The organism is Hydrogenophaga defluvii (assembly GCF_042665235.1).
Taxonomy (GTDB): Bacteria; Pseudomonadota; Gammaproteobacteria; order Burkholderiales; family Burkholderiaceae_C; genus Hydrogenophaga; species Hydrogenophaga defluvii_A.
The window spans coordinates 1-24,601 of sequence record NZ_JBHTBZ010000041.1 but is presented as its reverse complement, the minus strand read 5'-3'; the positions used below and the strand labels follow the sequence as shown (position 1 = coordinate 24,601).

Below are 24,601 nucleotides of genomic sequence, written 5' to 3'. Positions count from 1 at the left end.
ATGGTGTTCGTGGATGTGACTCTGAGCGGTATCGTAGCGGTTTTAACATAGCTTCCGAGGGTAGCCTATACCCCTAGCGGCACGCAAATCCGCTGTGTATGCGGTGATCATCCAGGGCCAGCTACGTTGGGTGCCGACAGTAGTGATCGCAGCTTGTAGGGGCGGATTTCGAGTGTCGTGTAACCCGACATCACTACGCCAACTGTTCCGCCGCCAGTGTGGCCGTCAGCTTGCTGTAGTGCCGTTCCAGCATGACCACACTGGTGCCCATCTGCTTAGCCAAGGTGTGAATGTCAGTGCCTGCCAGTAGCTCCAGCGTGGCGTAGGTGTGACGCAGGCTATACAGGGTGCGATTGGTGCCCGCTGGTGACTTTTCAATGCCCAGTTCCTGCAGCAACCGCCGAAACACATGGTTGAACTCGTAGGGCTGCTCGCCGTTTTCAAACCTAAACACCAACTGCTCTGAGCGACTGGCAATCAGCGTTTCAAAGTCCATCCTGGCGAGATCGGGCTGGTGTCGGTGCAGTCTCAGCAGTGCCGCCACACATTCATGCTTGGCAATCAGCCACCGTGGCCCAGTCTTGCCACTTACCCAGATACGCAGATAGCGGCGGCCAGCATCTGTGTGCCATTCGATGTGTTTCCAGCGTAGGTTCATCGACTCTGTGCCTTGCCGCATACCAGTCAAGAACAGCACATCCACATAGTCCCGCAGCAGTCGCCGCATCTCCCCAGTCTTGCCATCCACACCCGCATGCCATTGCAATAGGTGGTCACGAAGCAGGGCGATTTCCTCGGCTGTGAATGCTGGCCGTGCCGTGCCTTTTTCACCCTTGACTGTCAGCTTGGGTATTGGCACACGGTCACTGATCCAACCACGAGCGATGGCGGTTTGATGGATACGACTGAATGCCGATGAGAATGTCAGCAGTGTGGATGCCTTCGGTGGCCGCTTCATCTGCTGGTTACGCCATATTTCGAACTCGGTCACATCTTTATGGGATATGTTGCTCAGGTATCGTTGGCCGAAGTAGGGCACAAGGTAACGTTCGATCACACCGATGTAGGCAGTGAAAACACGCTTGCCGTGTCCAGCGGCCATCTCCTTGGTCATGTCGGCCACACAGACTCGGGCGATTTCCTCGAAGCGTTTGACCGCTGGTGCCAGTCCCATTCGTTCCCTGAATCGTGCTTCGTCATAGCGTTCGCAAGCTATGCGGCTGGCATCGTCAAGGCGTCGTTTGCGAGTGCTGAATCGCAGCCAGTGCCCCGTCTGTGTCTTGTATCGTGCTTGCCAGTTGCGGCTTGATGGGACACGATACAGAACCACCTCGCCATCACGCAAATGGTGCAGTCGGCTGGTGGCAGTGGCGAGTTCGCTGATGGTCTGTGGCCGAACTGGCTGGGCAGTGGGCCTGGGTGGGGCACTGCCTGTGTCGTGTAACACGACAGTGATGGAGGTGGGCAGGCTGTAGAAGGTGGGTAGGGCGAACTGGGGAACAGTTGCCCAGTGCTTCACTTTTCAAACCGTTTTGCTGTCATGCAGCAATTTTATGGTCTGACTGCGGTTGAGGTCGACCTCTGCTTTCCACAATTGAAGCTGATATGTGGAAATTAATGGCTCCGATACTTTTTCGAGCTGATGTGATCACAGCTTTTTTGGTGTGTCTTTGGAGTTTGAGTTTTTGGCTTTTTTGCTAGTCGCTTGGTATTCATCTTCATTGGCAAATATGTAGCCGCATTCGAAGCAAACATAGTCGCCTGTAGAGCCCCATCTTCCCTTTTCTCTGCCGGATCTCAAATGTTGACAAGCTTTCTTATCATCTTTTTTGAGTTGTCTCATTTCCACGCCTCATACCAGCGTTTGCATGCGATTTTTTGCATATTTTTAAGTAGTGAAGTAGGCCAGCCTACTCCCTTGCTATTGTCAAGAAGATCTTGCGTGGTTGGAAAAGATTTGTTGTCAATATACATAATATTTTTTTCACAATCAAATTTAATCCAGTCCTCTTCCATTGATCCTGTCATGAGCTTTAGTTTGATTTCCCCAACATCACCTTTGCGACTAGCTGTTTTTTTATCGACATAAACTTGATATCGATATTTTGGATTGTCGGAAACTGAAGTTCCGACATTTTCCCATTCTTGTGCGTGGGCTTGATGCTGCAAAAGAATAAGTGAGATACAGCACAAGGAAAAAAGAAGTCTCATGTCAGTCCTCAGTTTCATCACAAAATTTATAGGCATCCATGGCCGCCATACTTCCGCATCACGGTTGTAGATGGTGATAATTATATCAATTTAACGGTTGTTTGACCGTTGATCCCATATTCGTGCCGCCGTTGCAGTCACCGTGGCACACAGCGTCGTGTAACCCGACACCACCACCGTAGCAGTCAGCGTGGTCTGAACCGTGACCACAAGCGTCGTGTAACCCGACACGCACAGTGACTGGCAGTCGCCTACAGCGTGTGGGAGCGTCAGCACCCTCCCGACAGCCTGTTCGCTACCGTGTCCGCAGTTTCAGAGCTGTTCAGCACCCTCGCCTAGCCGAAAAACCGCACACAGCCTTGCCAACCGTTCGGCACAGGCAAAGAAAAAGCCCACTGTCGTGAAACAGTGGGCTTTGGGTGCCCTGTACAGGCTTTTGTTTGGTGGCGCTTCACGGATTCGAACCGCGGACCTGTGGATTATGATTCCATCGCTCTAACCGACTGAGCTAAAGCGCCGAAGCCTCAAATTATAGCCACAAAATCAGGTGTTCGTGAAGACCGGCGCACGTTTTTCAACGAAGGCGGCCATGCCTTCTTTTTGGTCGGCGGTGGCGAACAGCGCGTGGAACAGGCGGCGTTCGAACATCACGCCGTCGCTCAACCCGCTCTCAAAAGCGCGGTTGACGGCTTCTTTGGCGGCCATCACGCTGGGCAGCGAGAAGCCACAGATGGTGAGTGCGGCCGCCAGCGTTTCGTCCATCAGTTTGTCCAGCGGCACCACGCGGCTGACCAGGCCAGCGCGTTCGGCCTCAAGGGCGTCCATCATGCGGCCGGTGAGGGCCAGGTCCATGGCTTTGGCCTTGCCCACCGCGCGGGGCAGGCGCTGGGTGCCGCCGGCGCCGGGAATGATGCCGAGCTTGATTTCGGGTTGACCAAACTTGGCGTTGTCGGCGGCGATGATGAAGTCGCACATCATGGCCAGCTCGCAGCCGCCGCCCAGGGCGAAGCCGCTGACGGCGGCGATCACGGGCTTGCGCACGCTGCGGATGGTTTCCCAGTTGCGGGTGATGTAGTCGTTCACGTAGACGTCGGCAAACGTGTAGGTGGCCATGGCGCCGATGTCGGCGCCTGCAGCAAAGGCTTTTTCGCTGCCGGTGATGACCATACAACCGATCTCGGGGTCGGCATCAAAGGCCTTGAGGGCGGCACCCAGCTCGTTCATGAGCTGTTCGTTGAGGGCGTTGAGCGCCTTGGGGCGGTTGAGGGTGATGACGCCAACACGGCCTTCCGTGCGGACCAGGATCATTTCGGGGGTGGTGCTCATGTGTGCTTGCAACTGAGGCGTGGGGGAGGGGTTTCAACTATAGCGAGTCGGGCGTTTCAGCCCAGCCAGGTTTTCCAGGGTGCGCCGTCGGCCGGTGCCGTGGGCAGGGCGATCTTGAGGCTGGTGGCGGGTGCAGGCCAGGCCAGGGCCAGGCGCAGCAGGCGTTTGTCGCGTGCGACCAAAGTGGTGAGGTGGCGGCGTGGGCCGAGGTACATGACCACCTCGTCCAGCTTGTGCACGCGCCAGCTCTCTGGGTCGCCACCCTCGTTGAGCGGGCTCAGTTCGATGCCCAGCCATTCGTCGCCAGCGGCCAGGCCGGCGTCAGCGGCCACCGTGCCGTGCAACACCGTTTTGATGGCGATGCCGCCGCTGCCCTCCGTCACGCGCAGCCCCAGGCGTTGGGCCAGGGCGGCGGGCTCTTCGGTGGCTTGGAGGCCCAGGGCGCGCAGCTTGTCGGCCAAGGGCAGCTCGGCCGTGCCATGCACCCAGGCGGCGATGTCGGCACCGAAGTCGCGCCGGCCCAACTGGCGCAGCACGGCCAGCAGATCGGATTCTTTCATGGGGCCACCCGCGCAGCGTTGCCACAGGGCGCGCATCACGTCGTCGAGGGTGCTGTGGCCTTCGGCACGCAGGGTGAGGTCGAGGCAAGCGGCCACCAGCGCACCCTTGGTGTAGTAGCTCACCGTGGCGTTGGGGGTGTTTTCCTGCACGCGGTAGTACTTGGTCCACGCCTCAAAGCTGGCCTGGGCCACGCTTTGCACCGCGCGGCCGGGGGTTTGCAGCACCTGGTTGGCGGTTTTGGTGAGCAGTTGCAGGTACACCGCCGGGGTGATGAGCCCGGCACGGCGCAGCAGCAGGTCGTCGTAGTAGCTGGTGAAACCTTCGAAGAACCACAGCAGCTCGGTGTGGTTCTCGCGGTCGTAGTCGTAGCGCTTGAACTCGGCCGGGCGCAGGCGCTTGACGTTCCAGGTGTGGAAGTACTCGTGGCTGATGAGGCCCAACAGCTGGGTGTAGCCGTCGGTGGCCTTGAGGGCCGGTTCGGTGGCACCCGGTGTGGCGTCAGGCCCAGGCAGGCGGGGCAGGTCTGCGCGTTTGGCGATCAGCGCGGTGCTGTGCCGGTGCTCCAGGCCGCCGTAGCCGTCGTCGGTGGCGTAGAGCATGAAGACGTAGCGGTCGAACGCGGGCTTGTCCTTGGTGCCGTGCCAGAAGGCGATTTGGGTTTCGACAATGCGCTGGGTGTCGCGCAGCAGGCGCTCGCCGTCGAACCAGGCTCCGGCACCGCTGACCACAAAGCGGTGGGGCACGCCGCGCACCTTGAAGCTGCCGCTCCAGAAACGGCCCAGTTCCACCGGGCTGTCGGCCAGTTCGTCGTAGCCGCAGGCGCGGTAACTGCCAAAGCCGCTGCGTTTGGTCTTGAGCGGCGGCAGGCTGGTGGCCACCTGCCAGCCTTTGGTGTGGGTGTTCTCAGCCAACTCCAGCGTGTGGGGCAGGTCTTCCTGGCCCAGCACGCGCAGGCACAGGCTGGTGGGGTTGAAGAAGCCGCGTGAGGCGTCCAGCCAGGCGGTGCGCACCGAGGGATCGAAGGCGTAGAACTCGGTACGCAACACCAGCGGGGCTTCCGGGCTGCTGTTGGCCACCCAGGTGTTTTTGTCGAGCTGACGCAAGGGCACGGACTGGCCGGCCTGTTCGGCGCGCACGTTCAGCAGGTGCTGCGAAAACTCACGCACCAAGTAGCTGCCGGGAATCCACACCGGCAGCGCCACACGCTGTTTGGCGCTGGGCCGATGGATGGTGAGGCTGACGGCAAAACGGTGGCTGTGCGGGTCCAGCACCTCCACGCGGTAGTGGGGGCCGGATGCGGTGGGCGTGGGTGCGGTGGTGGGCATGTGGGTGGCGGAGCGTGTCAAAGGGCGCCGGCGGCGATGAGGCAGCTCAACGTGGCCACGGCCGTGAGCCGGAAGCGCAGGGTGAGCCAGGCGCCCACACCGGCGCTGGGGTAGAGCCGACGGTCCACCAGGTAACACAGCACCAGCGCCAGGGCCAGCCACACCAAGCCAGCGTGGGGCGGCATCAGCACACCGGGCCAGGCCAGCAGCGAAGGCGCCACGCCCCACAAGAGGTGTGCTCGTTGCTGGTCTGCGGAAGCGTGAGGCTGCTTCCACGCCAGGCCCCAGTGGATACCGCCGAGGTAAGACACGATCAGGGCAGCGTAAGCGGCCATGGCCATGGCCGCCCAGGGTTGCAGGTCCGCATTGACCAGCCAGACCGTGGCGGCCAGCAGCACAAAAGGTGCGAGTCCGGCGTTTCCGAGCCGTTGAATCAGTGGGGTGTGCGGGTGGGCTGTGTGCATGGGCAAGGGCGCGTCACTTGGCGGCTGCCAATGCCTGTTCGATGCGGTCCAGCGGCACGGCGCCCGCCACACGTGTGCCGTCGGCAAAGAACGTGGTCGGTGTGCCGGTGATGCGGTTTTGCTGGCCAAAGGCCACGTTGCGCTGCAGCGCGGCGGTGTCGCAACTGGCCTTGGGCGGCACCACGTTCTGGGTCATCCAGGCAGAGAAGGCGCGCGCCTTGTCTGGCGCACACCAGATGTTCTCGGACTTCACGACCGAGTCTGGCCCCAGGATGGGGTACAGGAACACGTGCACGGTCACGTTGTCGAGCTTTTCCAGCTCGCGTTCAAAGCGTTTGCAGAAGCCGCAGTTCGGGTCTTCAAAAATGGCCAGCTTGCGTGCGCCATTGCCGCGCACGATGGTGAAGGCGTCTTGAAGCGGCAGGCTGTCGAAGGGCAGGGCGGTGAGCTTTTCCACGCGCGCTTCGGTCAGGTTGGTGCGCTCCTTGGTGTCGATCAGCTCGCCCTGGATGAGGTAGTTGCCGGCGCGGTCGGTGTAGAAAATTTCGGTCTTGTTTACGCGCACCTCGTACAGCCCCTCCATCGGCGTTTTGCTGACCTCGTCGATCTTGGGCAGGTTGGGCAGGCGTTCCGTCAGGGTCTGGCGGATGGTGTCTTCCGGCGGCACGCTGGTGCATCCGGCCGCCAGCACGGTGGCGAAAAACAAGGCGGTCAAGGGGCCGCGGCGGGAGGCGAATGGGGTGAACATGGCAGGACCTGTGAGGAAAAAGGTGCGATTCGGATCGGCGCGCGCGGTTCAATGGCCGGCGCGCAGGGGCGTGTGGCCAGCGGCCTGGCGCACCACCCACTGTTTGAGCGTGCTGCTGCTGTCAAAACGTTGGAGGCCCCAACGCCGCAGCGCTTGCAGCCGGCTGTCGCTGTGGGCAAACAGGCTGTAGAGCCCTTCGGTCACGGCGCCCATGGCGCGCACATCGGCCTGGCGGGCGCGCTCATAGCGCCGCAGCAGGCGCATGTCACCGGGTTCGCGCCAGCTCTCGCGCTGATGGAGCAGGTGCGCCAGTTCGGCCACGTCGCCCAAGCCCACGTTCAGCCCCTGACCCGCCAGCGGGTGCATGGCGTGGGCGGCGTCGCCCGCCAGGGCCACGCCCATGTCACCGTGGCACGCCACCCAGCGCCGGGCGCGCGACAGTTCCAATGGCCAGCCCGCAGCGGCGCCATCCAATGCCATGGCGCCCAGCGCCGCATGGCCGTTGGCCTGCACCTCCGCCGCCAGGGCATCGGGTGCCAGCGCGAGCAACTGGGCCGCGCGTTCGTGCGCGACCGACCAGACCAGCGCCACCCGGTGGCCCTGAGGCCCGTCCAGTGGCAGCCAGGCCATGATGTCGCCCTGCACAAACCACTGCCGGGCCACCCCGCCGTGCGGCAAGGCGCAGCGCAACCGCGCTGCCACGGCGGTGTGGGGGTAGGGGCGGGTGTCGAATTCGAAGCCAAACTGTGCCCGGCTGCTGCTGCGTTTGCCTTCGCAGATCACGGTGAGGCTGGGCGTCAGCCCTTCGGCACTGTCCAGCACCTCGATGCCACTTTGAAAGCCCACCGCTTCACGCAGGCGCTGCTCGAACGCGGGCACGTCCACGATCCAGGCCAGCGCGTCGCCGTCAGCGCCTGGGCTGTCAAAACGCACGGCCGCATGGGGTGGCGCATTGCCGCCGTCTTCGCAGATCTGCATGGCGGCCACCGGCGTGGCCGAGGCCGGGTCGGGCCACACGCGCAGGTCTTGCAACAGCGCCCGCGACGCGGCATTGAGCGCGTAGGCACGGACATCGGTCAGGGCACCCGCTGGCGCGGGTGGGCGCACCAGCGCCACCCGCAAACGGTCGCGGGCGAGCAACAAGGCCAGGGCATGACCCACCACCCCGCCACCGCGCACGCACACATCGAACTTTCTGCTCATGCGGCGATTTTAGGCACTGGCCTTGCTTGCTTATTTCAGCGGGCACAATCCCGGGCTTGTCAGCATGGTGAAAGCAACGATGAAGCGGTGGTGGAAGTGGGTGTTGGGCGGGGCGACAGGTGGCTTGGTGGCGGCGGCACTGGTGGCCGGCACCGTCGCGTGGCGCCTGAGCACCTTGCCGACCGACCAGGTGCAAGACCTGGCCCGCACCTTGGCCGCCGAACACGAGGCCATGTGGGTGTCGGTCTGGGGGCCGTTGCCAGCCCGTGCCGAGGTGGTGGGTGCCTACGACTCGCTGGGCTGGAGCCTGTGGCCGCGCCCTCAGATCCACCTGCACGGGGTGCGCTGGGCGGTACCCCCCGAACTGTCCAGCGACGGCGAGCTGCGCATTGAGCGTTTGAGCCTGGGGCTGGACTGGCGCAGCCTGTGGCTAGACGCACCACGTCTGCACGAGCTGCGCGCCCAGGGCCTCCAGGGCGCCAGCCGACATCCCCAATGGGGTTTGCAGGGCGATTGGCAGGTGCACCAGGTGTCGCTCGGGCCGGCCGATGTGGCGGGCGCACGTGCGCTGACGTGGCGCCTGGACGCCAGCCTGCGCCCCTTGCGTGATGGGGAGGCCGGCACAGACCCCAGACCTGCCTGGCTGGTTGGCCAGTGGCAAGGCCGCGCAGACTGGTTCCCGGCCACCGGCGACGAACCGGCCCACTGGCGTGGGGTGGATCTGCGCTTCAAGGGGCAGGTGGCCGGGCAGGTGGTGCCCAGCGCGCACCTCACGCTGGCGCGCTGGTTGCACCAACACGATCAACAGCGGCTGGCCTGGGACGATCTGGTGTTGCAGGCGCAACTGGGTGAAGCCGCCCAGGCGGCGCACATCGAGTGGCGGGTGGGTGCGCTGGCACTGGGGCCTGACAGCGCCAGCGGCCAGGGCATGACGGGGCGCTGGAAGACCGCTGCCCCGCTGTCGCTGACCTGGCAGATGGAAAGTGCCGCCCCGCGCGGGCGCTACGCGGCCGTGACCTGGCCGCAGTGGCGGCTGGTGCCCAGCGGGCAGGACGGCACCCGTGCCGGCGGCCAGCTTCAGGCCGACCTGGGCTGGGTGACCGACCGGCGCGCCCTGCGTTGGGATGCCTTGCTGGCCGACGTCAGCGTGCAGCCGCGCGGCGAGGCCGAGCGCCAGTGGAGCCTGCGCGGCCAGTTGGAGCTGGGCCTGCGGGGCGCGTCGTGGCAGCTTGAGGGGCAGGCCCTCGGTGGCGCGCCCGACGCGGTCTTGTGGGATGGCCCCTTTGCCACCCACGGCGAATGGCACCGCTGGCCGGCCACCCAGGGACGGGGGCAGGCCGACGCGCAGTTGCGGGTGGCCTCGCTGTGGCCCGATCGGTGGGGCCTGGCCAGCCGCTCGGCCACCTGGCCGGCCCTGTGGTCGCAGCTGGCCACCTGGCCGGGCCAGTTGCAACTGCAGGTGGGCCAGATGGGGTGGCGCGGGCTGCGGCTGTCGGGCGCCGAGGCCAGCCTGGACAACCAAGGAGACGTGATCCGGCTCACGGGGCTGGACGCCCGCCTGTGGGGTGGCCAGTTGAGCGCCAGCGGCGAATGGCATTGGGCCAACGGCCGTTGGCAACTGAATGCGCGCACCCGCGATGCCGACCTCGCGTTGCTGCGCCAGACCCTGGACGAGCGGCCCGCCGGGGGCACACCCGCAGCTCGCCAGGTCGATGGCGCCGCAGGGCGCTGGAACGGTTCATTGGCGCTGTCGGGCCGGCAGAAGGATGTGCGCGAGTGGCAAGGCGATTGGTCGCTGGAGGCCCGTGCCGGTCACTGGCAAGGGCTGGCGGTGCGCAGCGCTCGCCCAACGGGCGAGGCCCGCCTCGACCCTGCCGAGCGCACCGAATGGCGCCGCCTGCAAGCGCAAGGCAGCATCGCCGGTGGTGTGGCCCACATCGACCGCCTGCAGCTGACCCACCCCGCCTGGCGCATGGCCGCCGATGGCAGCGTGGACTTGCAGGATGGCACGCTGGCGCTGGCCTGGTCCGAGCTGGTGGGCAACCGCAAACGCGGACCGGTCCTGACCACCACCGGGCCTTGGCGCACACCGAACACCCACACACCCTGAACCCTGTTGGAGCTTTTTCTCATGAGCACCGTGCCCGATCACGCCGACCAGCCCTTTCACATCGACCAGTTGTGGGTGTACCCCGTCAAGTCGTGTGCCGGCGTGCGCCTGCCGCGCGCCACCCTGCTCGGCACCGGCCTGGAGTGGGACCGCAGCTGGATGGTGGTGGATGCGCAGGGCGAGTTTGTTTCGCAGCGCGAATTGCCCCGCATGGCGCTGATTCAGCCTCAGTTCCGCCTGGGCCAGCTGGTGCTGCGCGCGCCCGGCATGCTGGCCTTGCACCTGCAGCTCGACGCCGCCGAGGCGCCCGCCCGTGTGCGGGTCTGGGACGACGAGGTGGACGCCTACGACATGGGCGACGTGGCAGCCCAGTGGTTCAGCGACTTTCTTTCGCCCGGTGCGCCGGCCGGTTTGCAGCGCCTGCGCCTGGTGCGTTTTGACCCCGAGGCGCGGCGCGTGTCCAGCCTCAAATGGACCGGCGGCGTGCCCGCCCACGTGCAGTTTGGTGACGGCTACGCGCTGCTGGTGGCGAGCACCGCCGCGCTGGACGACCTCAACATCCGGCTGGCCCGTGCGGGCGAGCCGGCGGTGGACATGCGGCGCTTTCGGCCCAACATCGTGCTCGGTGGGGTGGAGGCCCACGACGAAGACCGCTTCAGCGATGTGTACCTGCCCGGCAGCGCGGCAGGTGAAGCGGCGGTGCACCTGCAACTGGTCAAACCGTGCGCGCGCTGCCCCATTCCCGACGTCCACCCCGACACCGCCGCCACCGGCCACGCGGTGGGCGATGCGCTGCGTGCCTACCGGGCCGACGGCCGCCTCAACGGTGCCATCACCTTTGGCATGAACGCGGTGGTGCGCGCCGGGGTTGAAAGCGTTTTGGCCGAAGGGCAGACCGGGGCTGCGGTGTGGGGTGTTTGGGACTGAGCTTCAGAGCCGGCTGAACACCCGCGCCGGGTCCAGCCGCACTTTCACCTGATCCGGCGAAACGGAGTCGATCACGGCGTACTGGGGCAAGGCGGTGTCGCGCACCGTGGGCGCCGACAGCGGGATGCCGTCCTTGCCCACGACGGCCACGACCATGGGGCGGTTGACCTGCCCCGTGCTGCGCGTGACCACGGCCACCTCGCCGTTCTGCAGCCGCACGTAGCTGCCTGGCAGGTACATGCCCAGGTGCTTGACCAGCAAAGCGCCCAGCGGGCTGTTCTGGCGTTGCATTTCCAGGTAGTGCGCGCGCACGGCGGCGCGGGCAGAGAGTCCTTTGCGGCCCTGGCGCGGGCTGATGCGCGCCACAAAACGGTCGGACAGCTGCAGCAGCATCAGGTCCAGGCCTTCGGCGCGTTTGCCCGTCGGGTAGCCGCCACCTTCGACCGATTCGTGCGAGTCGGCCACCAGGTTCAACCAGCGGTCGTGCCCCACACCCAGGCCTTGCAGGATGTCGCGGCCCCGGTGTGGGTGCCGCTGGATGTCGGCCAACTGGTGCTTGTCGGGCGGGGGCTTTTGTTGGGCCAACTGGTCTTGCAGCCGGGCCATGCCCACGTTCATGGTCAGCGCGGCATTGAACAGCGCCCGCTGTTCGCCGGGGCCCAGCCCGGCGGCTGGGGCGATGACGCGGCACACCGCCGCCGCCGCCAGCGCGTTGCTGGCGCAATAGCCCAGCTGGGCGTCGTACAGCAGTTGAACCAGCACGAAGAGGCTCTCGTCCGGTTGGCGCTCCAGCAGTTGCCAGGCCTGCTCACGCATGGCCTCAAAGCGCGGCAAAAAATCGCGTGCCTCGGCGTGCTGGTGCAGCAGCACGCCCCAGCGGGCGTGCAGGTCGAGCCAGGTCGAGGCCACGCTGACGGCAGCGGGTTCCAGCACCGCACGCTCCAGCGGGGGCTTGAGATGGGGCGCTGCGCTGGACTCGGCGACCACCGGCGCCGGCCGCCGCTGCGGACGCAGCACCGTCATCCACAGGTCGCGGTCTTGCACCCGTATCACCGGTTCGTGGCGGCTCAGCGCCAGTTGCCGCTCCAGCGAATCCATGGCCTGCCCTTTGGGCAGCAGCAGCATGCCTCGCGCGTTGAGGATGTCCACCGGCAGCGGCCGGTTCACGTCCACGCCACGCAGGGACACGGGGAGGAAGCCCCCGACGGCGCGGTCGGCCGTCGGGGGGGCTGATGTTTCAGAGGGGTACAGACGCGGGTCCTCCATGGTGTTCTGCGAATTGTCGGCAGCCGCCGGTACGTCGAAGCGCAGAGCAAGGCGGTGTTTGCGGTGTTGTTTGAGGCACCTGCCTTGCGGTGATACATCTGCCGGGATACAGCCGCCCAATTTTTTTCCCGGACTTCCGCATGACGTACAACCACACCCATGGTGTCCCTGCTGCTACAGCAGGGCGGTTTCCAGTAATGAGGAACTACACCGCCACCCAATAAGTCCTTGTAAATCAACGGTTTACGAAGATAAAAAGACAAAAGCAGCCTCCTCAAAAAGGCTGCTTTATTGTTTTTCTGGCGCGATTTTGTCAATCATGTGGACATCGAGGCGCGCAGGGGCCGGGCACTGGGCACTGCGCCATCACGTGCTTGATGCTCCCATCCGATAGCGTGGCGGCGCGAGCACTCGGTGAGCGACCCGCCGTCATGTGTGTGGCAGGCATCAGCGAGTCCCCCCGACGCGGTCGCGTTGCTGGTCAGGCCGCCACGCCCTGTGCGCTGCTGGCCTGTGCGGCGGGGGCTTGTTCGGCGGCGATCAGTCGGTCGATGAGTTTGCGCGACTGCACGCCACCTGCATCAATGTTGAGCATAAGCAGCTTGCGGTCTGGGAAATTGCTCAGGTTCTTCTGCTGGCGTTCGAGCATCTCCAAGTCTTCCCCAAAGATCTTGCCCTGGCCTTCGCGGATCTGGTGGGTGAGCGACTCGTCCTGAGGCTTGAACTTGCGTGCCATGCCCCAGAAGTAGTGCATCGAGGTGTCGGTCTCGGGGGTGATGAAGTCCACGACCCAGCTCGCGGCTTTCACCGCGTCGGGTGCCGCATGGCCGCCGTGTCCGGCCAGGGCGACTCCCACCTCGATCATCACATGGCTGGGTGGCGTGAAGTGGCAAATCTGCCAGCGGTCCACGGGCTTGTCGTCGGGCAGTTCGTTTAAGCGCAAAGCCATCTTCCAGAACGGGGGTGCCTCAATGCCCTCCATGTAGCGCTCGGTGATGACGTGGTCGCCGTCCACCCGCGTACGGCACGGCACCTCGTCGATCTCTTTCTGACCGATGCTGTTTGAGTGCACGTAGGTTTCGTGCGTCAGGTCCATCAGGTTGTCGATCATTAGTCGGTAGTCGCAGGCGATGTGGTACAGGCCTCCGCCGTAAGCAAAGGCCGGATTGCCTTGCCATTCGAAGTGAGGCACCAGTGCCGTGTTGGCCTTCGCCACATCCCCAGGCCAGACCCACAGGAAGCCGTGTGCCTCGTGCACCGGGAAGCTGCGGATGGCAGGAAACCCGCGCACGCGCTGGCAAGGCATGGATACCGTTTTGCCGTCGCAACCCATAGCCAGACCGTGGTAGCCGCAGACCAGGGTGTCGCCCTCCACCTTGCCCAGCGACAGCGGCGCGCCGCGGTGCGGGCAGAAGTCGAGCACCGCAGCCGCCACGCCTGAGCTGTTGCGGAAAAAGGCCATGGGCTGGTTGCAGATGCGCCGGCTGAGTGGCCGATCTGCGGGGATTTCTTCGCTGCGCGCAGCGACATACCAAGTGTTGAGCGGGAACATGAGGCGTCCTCGGTGTTGTTTGAGTGAGTTCATTCAGTATGCTGAATGTCGAGTATTGTAGGAACTTGCGTACGGCAGCAGAAGGGGGTCAGAATTCGGGTTTTCCCGAGGTTGGGTCTGCGGCGGGGTCGTTGGTTGCGTTAGGCGGGGCGGGCTCGTTGAGCAGCACAAACTTTCGCAGCAGGTGAAGGAACTCCGCCTGCTCGGCCGGGGCCAGCGGCGCCAGCAGCTGGCGGTACATGGGTACCACGCGCGGTAGCATATCGGCCAGCACCGCCTCGCCTTCGGGCGTTAGGCTCAGGGCGCGCTGGCGGCGCGGCAGCAGCTCGCGCACTATCCAGCCCTTGGCTTCAAGCCGGGTGGCGATGTCGGCGGTGGTCGAGGTGTCCAGCGCCACCTTGTCGGCCAGCGTCACCTGGTCGATGCCCGGCGTGTCTTGCAGCGCGCGCAAGATGGCGTACTGCACTGGCGTGATCTGGCGACCGTGGGTGTCGTGAAAAGTGGAGACCGCCAGCTGGTGCGCGCGGCGTATCAGGTGGCCCGGTTCGGCCTGCAGCGCGATGCCGCTGTCCGGAATGGGGCTGGCCACCGCCGTGCGGGCGGCGTCGCGTGCGCTTGTAAGGGCGGCTGGGCGGGGCGGGGTCATCGTGGTCGGGTCGCGGCGTGCCATGGGCGGAACTATAGGGCAGCCCTGGGTACTCGGGGCCGCGGTGCAAGGGCTCCCATAATCGGCGCAACCTCGTGCTCTCAAGGTGTCTGCATGCCCAACGTTCCGCAACTGGTGAATCAGCTCAAGCCGCTGCGCGCGCTGTGCGCCGTCGCGGCCACCGGCAGCACCGTGGCCGCGGCCGGCGCACTGCACCTGTCGCAATCGTCGGTGGTACGCGCCATCCAGGCGCTGGAGCTGAACGTGGGCGGCGCCCTGTTCGAACGTTCGGGCCGTGGCATGGTGCCCACGCCCATGGGGCAGGCACTGGCGCTGCGTGCCGCACGCGGGCTGACGCATCTGGCGCAGCCCGATGCCCCTCTGCCTCGCAACCAGACCCCGGATGCTTTGGCTTGGACGGGTAGTCGTCTGGCTGCGGGCTTGGGGGCGCGCCACATGTCGGTGCTGTTGTCGCTGGCACAGACCAACATGGAAACCGCCAGCGCCCTCGCGCTGGGTATCAGCCAATCGGCGGTGCACCAGACGCTGGCGCAGCTGGAACACATGGCCGGCGCACCGCTGTTCGTGCGGGCGCGCAAGGGCCTGCGCCTGACTGAAGCGGGCGAAGCCACGCTGCAGGCGTTCAAGCTCGCGCGGGCTGAACTGCAGCAGGCCGGCGATGAACTCGCCGCGCGGCGCGGCGTGGTTCAGGGGCGGCTGGTCATCGGTACGTTGCCGTTCTCCACCGGGCACCTGCTGTCGTTGGCGGTGGACCTCGTGCTGCAGACCCACCCGGGGTTGGCCATCACCATCGTGGATGGCACCTACGACGCGCTGCTGCACCAGTTGCGCCAGGTCGACGTCGACCTCATCGTGGGCGCGCTGCGGCCGGCGTTGCCGGGTGCCGACCTGCAGCAGGAAACCCTGTTTCTCGACCGTCTGGCGGTGGTAGCCCGCGCCGCCCACCCGTTGGTGCATCGGCCTCGCCTGGGTTGGAATGACCTGCGCGAGGCGGCCTGGATCATGCCCATGCCGAACACGCCCGCACAGGTGGCGTTCGAGCAGGCTTTGAAGGTGGCGGGCATCCCTATCCCGGTCGACGCGCTGCGTGTCAACAGCGCGCTGATGATGCAGGCCTTGCTCGCCCGCAGCGACCGTCTGGCGCTGATGTCGCCGCGCCATCTGCAGGACGAGATCCGCGCTGGCCTGCTGGCGGAGCTGTCCGTGCCTGTGCGCCACGAGCCGCGCATGATCGGCTTGGTGCGGCGAGCCGACTACCTTCCCACGCCTGGGGCGCAGGCGCTGCTCGACGCGCTTCGCCGCGTGGCGCGGCAGATCGCCGATGGTGGTGAGCCTTCCTGGTGGAATAAGCAAAATGCATAGCTGATTCGGCAAAAGCATTGGACCTTGTCCTCTGCGGAGGAGATGATTCGCAGCCTGAACAGCAGCCGCCCTGTCGCGGGGTGCATACGGGAAAACCCGCAAAACCAGGAGACACATCATGCAGAAACGCCACTTCATCCGCGCGGCCGTCGCCCTCGCGCTGGCCAGCAACCTGGGGCACGCAGTGGCCCAGGACAAAACCTTCAAGATCGGCCTGATCCTGCCCATGACCGGGCCGTTTGCGTCCACCGGCAAGCAGCTCGAAGCCGCGGCCCGCCTGTACGTGGCGCAGAACGGTGACACGGTGGCGGGCAAAAAGGTGCAGCTCATCGTCAAGGACGACACCGGCGCGCCCGACGTGACCAAACGCATCGCGCAGGAGATGGTCATCAACGACAAGGTGCAGGTGCTGGCCGGCTTTGGCCTCACGCCGCTGGCCTTCGCCACCGCACCGGTGGCCACGCAGTCCAAGACGCCGCTGGTGGTGATGGCTGCGGCCACCTCCAGCATCACCGAAGCATCGCCCTACATCATTCGCACCAGCTTCACCGTGCCCCAGGTGGTGACCGTGCTGGCCGACTGGGCCACCAACAACAACATCAAGAAGGTGGTGAGCTTGGTGACCGACTACGCACCCGGCGTCGACTCCGAGAAGTACTTTTCCCAGCGCTTCCAAGCCAATGGCGGTGTGGTGGTCGAGTCCCTGCGGGTGCCGTTGCGCAGCCCGGACTTCGCGCCCTTCTTGCAGAAGGTGCGCGACGCCAATCCCGATGCCTTGTTCACCTTCGTGCCCTCGGGCGCTGGCTCGGCGCTGATGAAGCAGTTTGCCGAACGCGGGCTGGACAAGGCCGGCATCCGCATGATTGCCGAAGGCAGCGTGACGGACGACGACATCCTCAACGGCATGGGCGACGTGGCCTTGGGCGTGGTGACCGCACACCACTACTCGGCCGCGCACAATTCGGCGCTGAACAAGAAGTTTGTCGAAGCTTTCGGCAAGGCCAACAACGGCATGCGCCCCAACTTCATGGCCGTGGGCGCATACGACGGCATGCGCGTGATCTACGAAGGCGCCAAGAAGACCAAGGGCGAGGGTGGCGAGGCCCTGCTCAACGCCATGAAGGGCCAGGTGTTCGAGAGCCCGCGTGGCCCGATCTACATCGACGCGCAGACCCGCGACGTGGTGCACAACGTGTACGTGCGCAAGGTCGAGCGGATCAATGGCCAGATGTGGAACACGGAAATCCAGACCGTGACCGACGTCAAGGACCCGGGCAAGGCCAAGTAAGGCCCAGCACCCGGCCGCGTCCGATCCCGTTCCCCACCAGGCCTTGAAGGCGGGTGCCCCGTGCAACCGCCTGTGGGCCCACACGTCCCATGCTGACCATCCTCTTCGACGGCATCGCCTACGGCATGCTCCTGTTCATCCTGGCCGTGGGCCTGTCGGTGACCATGGGGCTGATGAACTTCATCAACCTGGCCCATGGCGCCTTCGCCATGCTCGGCGGCTACCTCACGGTGGCGCTCATGCAGCACATGGGCCTGCCCTTTCTGGCCTGCCTTCCCATCGCGTTCGGCGCTGCGGCGCTGGTGGGCGCGGTGCTCGAACGCACGCTCTACCGGCCCATGTACAAAAAGCCGCACCTGGACCAGGTGCTGTTCTCCATTGGCCTGACCTTCATCGCCGTTGCTGCCACCGACTACTTCATGGGCTCGCAGCAGCAGATCATCCAGCTGCCCGAATGGCTGCGCGGCCGCACCGAGTGGTTCGACGGCGCGCTGGGCATGGGGCACTACCGGCTGTTCATCATCGCCATCTGCGCCGCGCTCACGGTGGGTCTCCAGTTCATTCTCTCGCGCACGCGCTTTGGTAGCCGGCTGCGCGCCAGCGTGGACGACCCGCGCGTGGCCGCCAGCCTGGGCATCAATGTCAACCTGGTATTCGCCGCAACCTTCGCGGTGGGCTCGGGCCTCGCCGGCCTGGGCGGCGCGCTGGGCGCCGAGGTGCTGGGCCTGGACCCGAGCTTCCCGCTCAAGTTCCTGGTCTATTTCCTCATCGTCGTCGCCGTCGGTGGCACCTCGTCCATCACCGGCCCGCTGTTGGCGGCGCTGCTGCTGGGCATCGCTGATGTGGCGGGCAAGTACTACATCCCCAAGCTAGGGGGCTTCATCGTCTACACGCTCATGATCGCCATCCTCATTTGGCGCCCGCACGGCCTGTTCTCACGTTTGGGAGGTGGCAAATGAACACCGCACTCACCCACCTGGGGGCGCAAGCCCGCTGGCGTCCCTGGGAGCCGGTGCTCTGGCTGGCCGCATTGGCGACGCCTTGGCTGTTCAAGGAGCACGCGCTGATCATCAACGAGGTCGCGATCGTTGCGCTGTTCGCGGTGTCGCTGGACCTGATTCTGGGCTACACCGGCATCGTCTCGCTGGGGCACGCAGCCTTCCTGGGCTTTGGGGCCTACAGCGCCGCGCTGTTTGCCAAACACGTCATGCCCGACCCTCTGGTGGGCCTCTTGGTGGGCACAGTGGCGGGGGCGCTTCTGGGAGCGCTGTTTTCGCTCACCATCATGCGCGGCACCGACCTCACGCGCATCATGGTCACGCTCGGGCTGACGCTGATCCTGTTCGAGCTGGCCAACAAGCTCGATTGGCTCACCGGCGGCGCTGACGGCCTGCAGGGCGTGACCATCGGTCCGTTGCTCGGCCGCTTCGAATTCGACCTGTACGGCCAGGTGGCTGCTTGGTATTCGCTGGTGGTGCTGCTGTTGTTGTTCTTGCTGGCTCGCCGGCTGGTGCATTCTCCATTTGGTGCCACGCTCAAGGCCGTGCGCGACAACCGGCTGCGCGCCATGGCCATCGGCATCCCGGTGCTTTCGCGCCTGTCGGTTGTCTACACTCTGGCTGCCGGCATGGCGGGCGCGGCTGGCGCGTTGCTGGCCCAGACCACCGGCTTCGCTTCGCTCGACGTGTTCTCCATCGAACGCTCGGCCGACGTGGTGATGATGTTGGTGATTGGCGGCGTGGGCTGGCTCTACGGCGGTGTCGCTGGTGCGGTGGTGTTCAAGCTGCTGCACGACGTGGTGGCAGGCATCACCCCGCAGTATTGGAACTTCTGGGTCGGCCTGTTCCTGGTGGTGCTGGTGCTGGTGGGGCGTGAGCGCCTGCTCAAACCCTGGTCCTGGTTCTCCTCACGCAAGGGGGCAGCATGAACACCTCCACCACCCACACCGTGCTCAGGACCGAAGGCCTGGTCAAGCGCTTCGGCGGCATTGCCGCCACGCAGGACGTGAGCCTCAACGTGCACCACGGCGCGCGCCACGCGCTCATCGGCCCCAACGGCGCGGGCAAGACCACGCTGATCAATTTGCTTACAGGCGTGCTTGAACCTTCGGCCGGGCGCATCCTGCTCGATGGCAACGACATCACCACGCTCGCTCCGCACCAGCGCGTGCGCCGCGGCATGGTGCGCACTTTCCAGATCAACCAGCTGTTCAACAGCCTCACGCCGCAGGAAACCCTGGCGATGGTGGTGGCGCAGCACCTGGGGCTGGGCGGGCGCTGGTGGCAGCCGCTGGGCCGCCAGCCGGCGGTGAACGAACGCTGCGACCGGCTGCTGGAGCAGTTCCACCTGGGCGACGTGCGCCATGTGCGCACCGAGCACCTGGCCTACGGCAAGCGCCGCCTGCTGGAGATCGCAATCGCGCTGGCCTGCGAGCCGCGCGTGCTGCTGCTGGACGAGCCGGTGGCCGGCGTGCCCGCGGGCGAGCGCGAGGAACTGCTGCGGACCGTGGCCGCGCTGCCGGCTGACGTGTCGGTGCTGCTCATCGAGCACGACATGGACTTGGTCTTTGAATTTGCCCGCTTCATCACCGTGCTGGTCAACGGCGCGGTGCTGGTCGAGGGCACGCCCGAAGCGATCGCCAACGACCCGCAGGTCAAGGCGGTGTACCTCGGTCATGGGGAGGCCATCCATGGCTGACTTGCTGCAGATTGAAAACCTCAGCGCCGGCTACGGCGAGGCGGTGGTGCTCAACGGCGTGAACGCCGCGCTCGCCGAGGGCGAAACCCTGGCGCTGCTGGGCCGCAACGGCACCGGCAAGACCACCCTCATGAACACCCTGGCCGGCGCCACGCGCCAGCACGGCGGGCGCATCGTGCTGGGTGGCGTGGAGCTGCACCGCCTGCCCGCGCACGAGCGCGCGGCCGCCGGCATCGGCTGGGTGCCGCAGGAGCGCAACATCTTCAAGTCGCTCACGGTGCACGAAAACCTGACCGCGGTGGCGCGCCCGACGCGCACCGGCAGCGGCAACCGGCCCTGGACGCCCGAGCGCGTGTACGAATTGTTCCCGCGCCTGGCCGAACGCAAGACCAACCTGGGCACCCAGCTCTCGGGCGGCGAACAGCAGATGCTGGCCGTGGGCCGCGCGCTGGTGCTCAACCCGCGCCTGTTGCTGCTGGACGAACCGCTCGAAGGCCTGGCGCCCATCATCGTGGAAGAGCTGCTGCGCGCCATCGCCCGCATCACCCGCGACGAAGGCCTCTCGGCCATCATCGTCGAGCAGCACCCGCAGGCCATCCTGCGCATCAGCCACCGCGCCATGGTGCTGGACCACGGTAGTGTGGTGCACAACGGCGCAGCCGATGCATTGGCGGCGCAACCTGCCTTGCTCGATGGGCTGCTGGGCGTGATGCGCAAGACTGGGGAAGCACATGCCGCGTGATCCTCTGCTGCTGGTGCCGGGGCTGATGTGTGATGCCGCCGTCTGGCAGCCCCTGTTGCCGTCCCTGCAGGCGGGGCGCGAATGCAGGGTGATTGACCACGGCCTGGCCGACAGCCTGACACAGATGGCCTGGCAACTTCTGGACGCCGCGCCAGAGCGCTTTGCGCTGGCCGGGCATTCGATGGGTGCCCGTGTTGCGCTGGAGGTTTTGCGTGTTGCGCCCGAGCGCATCAGCCGCGTCGCGCTGCTCGACACCGGCTACCTGGCGCGCGCCGCTGGCGCCGCCGGCGAACAGGAGGCGCACAAGCGCCAAGCCCTGTTGGATGTGGCGCGCAGCCAAGGTGTGCGGGCCATGGCAGCACAGTGGGTGCAGGGTATGGTGCACCCCGAGCGCCTGCAGGACGCGGAGCTGCTCGATGCCATCGTGATGATGTTTGAACGCAAGAGCGTCGATGTGTTTGAGAGCCAGATTCGCGCTCTGCTGCAGCGGCCTGACGCCAGCGACGTGCTGCGTGCCATCGGTGTGCCCACGCTGGTGCTGTGCGGTCGGCAGGACGGCTGGGCCCCGGTGTCGCAGCACGCTGCTATGCACGCCCTGATTCCCGGCGCGGCGTTTGAGGTGATCGAGGACGCCGGCCACATGGCTCCGATGGAGCGGCCCCAGGCCGTTGCCGGTGCGTTGCTGAGGTGGCTGGGGAACGCCTGAACATGAGCAACGCCGACTTCGCGGACATCCCCGGCACCGTCTTGTTCGACGCGCAGCAGGCGCGGCGTGGCTACGGACTCAACCAGTTCTGTATGTCGCTGATGAATGCCGACAATCGCAAGCGCTTCAAGGCCGACGAAGTGGCCTACCTGGCCGATTGGCCCATGAGCGACGAGCAGCGTCAGGCCGTGCTGGACCGCGACATGAACCGCTGTCTGGCGCTGGGCGGTAACGTGTACTTTTTGGTCAAAATCGCCGCCACTGACGGCATCAGCGTGCAGCAGATGGTGGGCCGCATGACGGGCATGGACGAGGCCGACTACCGCGACATGATGCTGCGCGGTGGTCGCCCGATCGAGGGCAACAGGTACCGGCACGAGTGGTTGCAACGGAGCGGCGGGTGAGATGGCCCATGTGAGTGCCACCGTCTACACCTCGCACGTGCCCGCCATCGGTGCCGCGCTGGACCACGGCCGCGCGGCCGAGCCCTATTGGGCGCCGGTGTTCGCCGGATACGAGGCATCGCGTGCCTGGCTGCGCGAGGACCCGCCCGATGCGATCGTGCTGGTCTTCAACGACCACGCCACCGCTTTCGGCCCCGACCTGGTGCCCACCTTTGCCATCGGCACCGGCGAGTCGTACGCACCCGCCGACGAAGGTTGGGGCGCCCGCCCGGTGCCGGTGGTGCAGGGCCATCCCGAGCTCGCGGCGCACATCGCGCAAAGCGTGATTCAGGATGATTTCGACCTCACGCTGGTCAACCGCATGGACGTGGACCACGGGCTGACCGTGCCTCTGTCGCTGCTGTTCGGCCAGCCGCCCGCGCACGACTTCCGCTGGCCCTGCCCGGTGATCCCGCTGGCGGTGAACGTGGTGCAGTACCCGGTGCCCAGCGGGCGGCGCTGCCTAGCGCTGGGGCGGGCCATCCGCAAGGCGATCGAGAGCTACGGCGAAGACCTGAACGTGCAGGTTTGGGGCACCGGTGGCATGAGCCACCAGCTGCAGGGCCCGCGCGCGGGGCTGATCAACCCGGTGTTCGACCACGCCTTCATGGACATGCTGACCACCGTGCCTGAAGCCGCCGCCGCCATCCCGCACGTGGACTACGTGCGGGAGGCCGGCAGCGAAGGCATCGAGTTGGTGATGTGGCTGGTCGCGCGCGGGGCCATGCCCGAACGCGCCGACGGCCGCGCACCCACCTGCGTGCACCGCTTCTACCACGTCCCCGCGTCCAACACCGCCCTGGGCCACCTCGTGCTCGCCCCCTGAACCCCAGCCATGAACACCACACTCGACGCCCTGCTGGCCGAACAGGCCTGCCGCGACCTCGTGCTCGCCGCCGCCGACGCGGTGGACGGCCGCGACTTCCTCGCTTTTGCCGACCTGTTCGAGGTGCGGGGCGTGCTGGTGCGGCCCGACGGCACCGAACTGGTAGGGCGCCCTGCCATCGTCTCGGCCTACGCCGCGCGTGACCCCGAGCGCCTTACGCGCCACCTGGTCAGCAATCTGCGTGTCCGGTTGGACTTGGCTCTCGGAACCGCGCTTGCCACCTGCACCGTGCTGCTGTGGAGTGGACGGCACAGCGATGCTGCCACGCAGCGCGGGCGCCCAGCCGACCCGCAGCAGCAGGTCGGTGAGTTTCGCGACTTGCTGGTGAAGACGTCTGAGGGCTGGCGCATTCGGCGCCGCGAGGCCGGTTTCACCTTGTTCCGTGGTTGACCGGTTGGCGTTGAGCGTCCTGCCGCCGCCAAGTTGGCAAGAAGCGCCGTTCATGCGGGGTCACCGGTTTGGGTACTGGGATACAGCCGCCCCGGGGCGGCCGGTACAATCCGAAGCCGTTTGATCCCGCCCCTGAGCGGGCAGCGCTTGCGCATTCTGCCTGGCGCGCTACAAGGAAACCCCATGAGTCTCAAGTGCGGCATCGTTGGTTTGCCCAACGTCGGCAAATCCACCCTGTTCAACGCCCTGACCAAGGCCGGCATCGCGGCCGAGAACTACCCCTTCTGCACCATCGAGCCCAACACCGGCGTGGTGGAGGTGCCCGATCCGCGCCTGGCGCAGCTGTCCGAGATTGTTGGCCCCGAACGCGTGGTGCCCGCCATCGTGGAGTTTGTGGACATTGCCGGCCTGGTGGCCGGTGCCAGCAACGGCGAAGGCCTGGGCAACAAGTTCCTGGCCCACATCCGCGAAACCGACGCCATCGTCAACGTGGTGCGCTGCTTCGAAGACCCCAACGTGATCCACGTGGCCAACAAGGTTGATCCGATCGCCGACATCGAAGTCATCCAGACCGAGTTGTGCCTGGCCGACCTGGCCGCCGTGGAAAAAGCCATCCACCGCGTCAGCAAGGTGGCCCGCGCCGGTGACAAGGAAGCCATCAAGCAACTGGCCATTCTGGAGAAGTGCCAGACCGCGCTCAACGACACCCAGCCGGTGCGCACCATCGATTTCAGCAAGGAAGAACTGGCCCAGCTCAAGCAGTTTTTCCTGATCACCGCCAAGCCCGCGATGTTTGTGGCGAACGTGTCGGAAGACGGTTTCGAGAACAACCCGTTGTTGGACCGCCTGAAGGCTTTTGCTGAGAAGCAGAACGCGCCCGTGGTGGCCATCTGCGCCAAGATCGAGGCCGAACTGTCCGAGATGGACGACGCCGATCGGCTCGAATTCCTGAAGGAACTGGGCCAGGACGAACCTGGCCTGAACCGCCTGATCCGCGCCGCCTACACCCTGCTGGGCTTGCAGACCTACTTCACCGCCGGTGTGAAGGAGGTCCGCGCCTGGACCATCCACGTCGGCGACACCGGCCCGCAGGCGGCCGGCGTGATCCACACCGACTTCGAGAAGGGCTACATCCGCGCCCAGACCATCTCGTTCGACGACTTCATCACTTACAAGGGTGAGCAGGGCGCCAAGGACGCGGGCAAGATGCGCGCCGAAGGCAAGGACTACGTCGTCAAGGACGGCGACGTGATGAACTTCCTGTTCAGCTCTTAAACAGGAAGAGCTGTTTTTAAGGGTTCGCCAATGTTCGCCGGTGAACTAGATCGTTCGGGGGCATTCCCCAGCACTTGGCTGGCGGGCACACCGCGCTGGCCGGCATCACGCGCAGTCGGGGTGTGAAATGAATATTTCAGGGCCGACTCAATAAGCAAGCCATCCACGTGATGGCTTTTATCGAATGAGGTCCGTGATACGAGCCCAGTTAAATATAAGGCCCCGCCCATGGTGATAAACTCTCCTTCCTCTCGGACGTATAAGCTCAAGCACGCGCCAAAGCTGTTTTTCAGCTTTGAAGAATTGTCGTGCCGCTCCGGCTGTGGCGGCGGCGGCCCGCTTGGGGTTGCGTTGAATTAGTCCTCGATCTTCTAGTGTGCTGTCCCGCTGATACGTGAGCAAAGTCTATGCAACTTTTCAAGAATCGAATCGGCGGTGGCAGTCCACTTGAA

24 protein-coding genes and 1 tRNA gene are annotated in these 24,601 nt (G+C 65.5%); 13 read left to right on the top strand and 12 right to left on the bottom strand.

The window, feature by feature from the left end:
* Positions 1 to 193 precede the first annotated feature (193 nt).
* The 9 genes from ACFQU0_RS14050 to ACFQU0_RS14010 all read right to left on the bottom strand — a co-directional run bounded on the left by ACFQU0_RS14050 (position 194) and on the right by ACFQU0_RS14010 (position 7,838).
* Positions 194 to 1,174 (bottom strand): tyrosine-type recombinase/integrase, encoded by a 981-nt coding sequence (locus ACFQU0_RS14050; protein ID WP_382201818.1) that lies wholly within the window; start codon positions 1,172 to 1,174, stop codon positions 194 to 196.
* Between the two features lie 474 nt (positions 1,175 to 1,648).
* Positions 1,649 to 1,843 carry a hypothetical protein gene (locus ACFQU0_RS14045; RefSeq protein WP_382201816.1) on the bottom strand — a complete coding sequence of 65 codons (195 nt, stop codon included), beginning with the start codon at positions 1,841 to 1,843 and terminating at the stop codon, positions 1,649 to 1,651.
* Positions 1,840 to 2,211 carry a hypothetical protein gene (locus ACFQU0_RS14040; RefSeq protein WP_382201814.1) on the bottom strand — a complete coding sequence of 124 codons (372 nt, stop codon included), beginning with the start codon at positions 2,209 to 2,211 and terminating at the stop codon, positions 1,840 to 1,842. Before ACFQU0_RS14040 ends, ACFQU0_RS14045 begins: the two co-directional genes overlap by 4 nt.
* Before the next feature lie 441 nt (positions 2,212 to 2,652).
* Positions 2,653 to 2,729, bottom strand: a tRNA-Met gene (locus ACFQU0_RS14035).
* Positions 2,730 to 2,754: 25 nt separating this feature from the next.
* Positions 2,755 to 3,537: an enoyl-CoA hydratase gene (locus tag ACFQU0_RS14030; RefSeq protein ID WP_382201812.1), complete on the bottom strand. Its 783-nt coding sequence runs from the start codon at positions 3,535 to 3,537 to the stop codon at positions 2,755 to 2,757.
* 56 nt (positions 3,538 to 3,593) lie between these two features.
* On the bottom strand, positions 3,594 to 5,423 hold the full coding sequence (locus tag ACFQU0_RS14025; protein ID WP_382201810.1) for a M61 family metallopeptidase: 1,830 nt from the start codon (positions 5,421 to 5,423) through the stop codon (positions 3,594 to 3,596).
* 17 nt (positions 5,424 to 5,440) lie between these two features.
* Entirely contained in the window at positions 5,441 to 5,887 is a 447-nt protein-coding gene (locus tag ACFQU0_RS14020) for a DUF3429 domain-containing protein (protein ID WP_382201808.1), read from the bottom strand.
* Between the two features lie 13 nt (positions 5,888 to 5,900).
* Positions 5,901 to 6,635, bottom strand: a complete 735-nt coding sequence (locus tag ACFQU0_RS14015) for a DsbC family protein (RefSeq protein WP_382201806.1) — start codon at positions 6,633 to 6,635, stop codon at positions 5,901 to 5,903.
* A gap of 48 nt (positions 6,636 to 6,683) precedes the next feature.
* The gene (locus ACFQU0_RS14010; protein WP_382201804.1) at positions 6,684 to 7,838 is read right to left on the bottom strand and encodes an FAD-dependent monooxygenase; all 1,155 of its coding nucleotides are present in this window, start codon (positions 7,836 to 7,838) and stop codon (positions 6,684 to 6,686) included.
* A 79-nt stretch (positions 7,839 to 7,917) separates the two neighbouring features.
* Between ACFQU0_RS14010 and ACFQU0_RS14005 the strand changes: the two genes are divergently transcribed.
* Together ACFQU0_RS14005 and ACFQU0_RS14000 are read left to right on the top strand one after the other, a co-directional pair.
* A complete protein-coding gene (locus ACFQU0_RS14005) occupies positions 7,918 to 9,948 on the top strand; it encodes an AsmA family protein (protein WP_382201803.1) in 2,031 nt (676 codons plus the stop codon).
* A gap of 21 nt (positions 9,949 to 9,969) precedes the next feature.
* Positions 9,970 to 10,875 (top strand): MOSC domain-containing protein, encoded by a 906-nt coding sequence (locus ACFQU0_RS14000; protein WP_382201801.1) that lies wholly within the window; start codon positions 9,970 to 9,972, stop codon positions 10,873 to 10,875.
* Between the two features lie 3 nt (positions 10,876 to 10,878).
* Here the strand turns inward: ACFQU0_RS14000 and ACFQU0_RS13995 are convergent, their stop codons facing one another.
* From ACFQU0_RS13995 to ACFQU0_RS13985, 3 genes are all read right to left on the bottom strand, one after another.
* Positions 10,879 to 12,063: an HD-GYP domain-containing protein gene (locus ACFQU0_RS13995; protein WP_382201799.1), complete on the bottom strand. Its 1,185-nt coding sequence runs from the start codon at positions 12,061 to 12,063 to the stop codon at positions 10,879 to 10,881.
* A 559-nt stretch (positions 12,064 to 12,622) separates the two neighbouring features.
* On the bottom strand, positions 12,623 to 13,693 hold the full coding sequence (locus ACFQU0_RS13990; RefSeq protein ID WP_382201797.1) for an aromatic ring-hydroxylating dioxygenase subunit alpha: 1,071 nt from the start codon (positions 13,691 to 13,693) through the stop codon (positions 12,623 to 12,625).
* 88 nt (positions 13,694 to 13,781) lie between these two features.
* Positions 13,782 to 14,363, bottom strand: a complete 582-nt coding sequence (locus ACFQU0_RS13985; RefSeq protein ID WP_382201795.1) for a MarR family winged helix-turn-helix transcriptional regulator — start codon at positions 14,361 to 14,363, stop codon at positions 13,782 to 13,784.
* Between the two features lie 90 nt (positions 14,364 to 14,453).
* Between ACFQU0_RS13985 and ACFQU0_RS13980 the strand changes: the two genes are divergently transcribed.
* From ACFQU0_RS13980 to ychF, 11 genes are all read left to right on the top strand, one after another.
* Entirely contained in the window at positions 14,454 to 15,722 is a 1,269-nt protein-coding gene (locus tag ACFQU0_RS13980; RefSeq protein WP_382201793.1) for a LysR family transcriptional regulator, read from the top strand.
* Between the two features lie 118 nt (positions 15,723 to 15,840).
* A complete protein-coding gene (locus ACFQU0_RS13975) occupies positions 15,841 to 17,010 on the top strand; it encodes an ABC transporter substrate-binding protein (RefSeq protein ID WP_382201791.1) in 1,170 nt (389 codons plus the stop codon).
* Positions 17,011 to 17,099: 89 nt separating this feature from the next.
* Entirely contained in the window at positions 17,100 to 17,969 is an 870-nt protein-coding gene (locus ACFQU0_RS13970; RefSeq protein ID WP_382201789.1) for a branched-chain amino acid ABC transporter permease, read from the top strand.
* The gene (locus ACFQU0_RS13965) at positions 17,966 to 18,937 is read left to right on the top strand and encodes a branched-chain amino acid ABC transporter permease (protein ID WP_382201787.1); all 972 of its coding nucleotides are present in this window, start codon (positions 17,966 to 17,968) and stop codon (positions 18,935 to 18,937) included. Before ACFQU0_RS13970 ends, ACFQU0_RS13965 begins: the two co-directional genes overlap by 4 nt.
* The gene (locus ACFQU0_RS13960; protein WP_382201785.1) at positions 18,934 to 19,707 is read left to right on the top strand and encodes an ABC transporter ATP-binding protein; all 774 of its coding nucleotides are present in this window, start codon (positions 18,934 to 18,936) and stop codon (positions 19,705 to 19,707) included. Before ACFQU0_RS13965 ends, ACFQU0_RS13960 begins: the two co-directional genes overlap by 4 nt.
* Positions 19,700 to 20,449 (top strand): ABC transporter ATP-binding protein, encoded by a 750-nt coding sequence (locus ACFQU0_RS13955; RefSeq protein WP_382201783.1) that lies wholly within the window; start codon positions 19,700 to 19,702, stop codon positions 20,447 to 20,449. The genes ACFQU0_RS13960 and ACFQU0_RS13955 overlap by 8 nt, the downstream gene beginning before the upstream one ends.
* Complete coding sequence (locus ACFQU0_RS13950) at positions 20,439 to 21,155, top strand: alpha/beta fold hydrolase (protein WP_382201782.1); 717 nt, start codon at positions 20,439 to 20,441, stop codon at positions 21,153 to 21,155. The genes ACFQU0_RS13955 and ACFQU0_RS13950 overlap by 11 nt, the downstream gene beginning before the upstream one ends.
* Positions 21,156 to 21,157: 2 nt before the next feature.
* Positions 21,158 to 21,559 carry a protocatechuate 4,5-dioxygenase subunit alpha gene (gene ligA / locus ACFQU0_RS13945; protein WP_382201781.1) on the top strand — a complete coding sequence of 134 codons (402 nt, stop codon included), beginning with the start codon at positions 21,158 to 21,160 and terminating at the stop codon, positions 21,557 to 21,559.
* A gap of 1 nt (position 21,560) precedes the next feature.
* Positions 21,561 to 22,424: a class III extradiol dioxygenase subunit beta gene (locus tag ACFQU0_RS13940; RefSeq protein ID WP_382201780.1), complete on the top strand. Its 864-nt coding sequence runs from the start codon at positions 21,561 to 21,563 to the stop codon at positions 22,422 to 22,424.
* A 9-nt stretch (positions 22,425 to 22,433) separates the two neighbouring features.
* Positions 22,434 to 22,874: a nuclear transport factor 2 family protein gene (locus ACFQU0_RS13935; protein ID WP_382201778.1), complete on the top strand. Its 441-nt coding sequence runs from the start codon at positions 22,434 to 22,436 to the stop codon at positions 22,872 to 22,874.
* Between the two features lie 183 nt (positions 22,875 to 23,057).
* Positions 23,058 to 24,149: a redox-regulated ATPase YchF gene (gene ychF, locus ACFQU0_RS13930; RefSeq protein ID WP_382201776.1), complete on the top strand. Its 1,092-nt coding sequence runs from the start codon at positions 23,058 to 23,060 to the stop codon at positions 24,147 to 24,149.
* Positions 24,150 to 24,601 lie beyond the last annotated feature (452 nt).